The organism is Falsiroseomonas sp. (assembly GCF_030695085.1).
Lineage (GTDB): Bacteria > Pseudomonadota > Alphaproteobacteria > Acetobacterales > Acetobacteraceae > Falsiroseomonas.
On record NZ_JAUYTS010000146.1, the window covers coordinates 1 to 1,006 of the forward strand.

General features: G+C 72.3%; 1 protein-coding gene and 1 pseudogene. Both read right to left on the bottom strand.

The features are described from left to right. Nucleotides 1–306, bottom strand: a 306-nt coding sequence (locus Q8S40_RS15715; protein WP_371136845.1) for a hypothetical protein, incomplete at its 3' end; no start/stop codon positions are given. A 64-nt stretch (nucleotides 307–370) separates the two neighbouring features. Further along, a pseudogene (locus tag Q8S40_RS15720) lies at nucleotides 371–1,006 on the bottom strand (hypothetical protein); the annotation flags it as partial.

Consider the following 1,006-nt stretch of genomic DNA (forward strand, 5'->3'; position numbering starts at 1 on the left):
GCGCGCCTCGCGCGCGGCGTCGAACTCGGAGCGGCTGATCACACCGTCGTCGTTGGCGTCCAGACGATCAAAGCGGGCGGCCGCGCCGGCGGCCCTCCGGGCCTGGACCGCAGCCCGCATTTCCTCGGCCGTGACGATCCCGTCGCCGTTCGCATCGGCGGCGGTCAGGCGCTGCACCCGCTGGGCCACGAATTCCGCCCGGCTGAGGCGATCAGCGCCATCGGCGGGCTGCTGGGCGAAGGCGACGCCGCCGCCGGCGGCGAGTGTGAGAGCGGCGAGGCCGCCAACCAGAAGGGTCTTTTTCATCTCGATGATCTCCTGCGCCGCCGAAGCGGCCTGTTCCCTGTCCGTGAGTGTAACGGGGGAGAGCTCAGTCTCCGTCGCGGAGGGGAGGAAGCACTGTGTCGAAGGCCGTCCGGGCGGCCGCGCGAACCTCGGCCAGCCGCACCTTCAGGGCCGCATAGTCCGCCAGGCCGGCGGCGGCGGCGAGCCGGCGCTGAAAGCCTTCGGGCTCCTCGTCCGGATCGGGCCGATCGTCGAAGGCCGCGCCGAGGATCTGACCCAGCGCCTGCTGCAGCCGCCAGGCCTCGGCCAGGGAGGGATCCTCCGCCAGCGCCTCCAGGGTCGAAACCGTCAACCGCCCGCCCGCGCGCGCGACCGTCAACTGACGCACCTGGGCGACGAATTCGGCGTCGATCTGGCCGCCGGGGATGCGTTTGAGATCCCAGAACCCCTGCCCCGGCCGCTCGCGCGCCATCAGATCGCGCATCCGCCGCGCGTCGCCGGCGACGTCGATCCCCGGCCGCGGCCGCCGCAGGATTGTCTCCAGCAAGGCGGTCGTCCGGGCCGCGAAGGCGGTGTCGTCGCTCCAGACCACGCGGGCGCGGGTCAGGGCCATGAACTCCCAAGTGTCGGCCTGGGTGGCGTAATAGTCATCCAGGGCTGAAAGCCGCAGGGCCACCGGGCCCTTGGCCGCACCGGGCCGCAGCCGCATATCGACCTCATA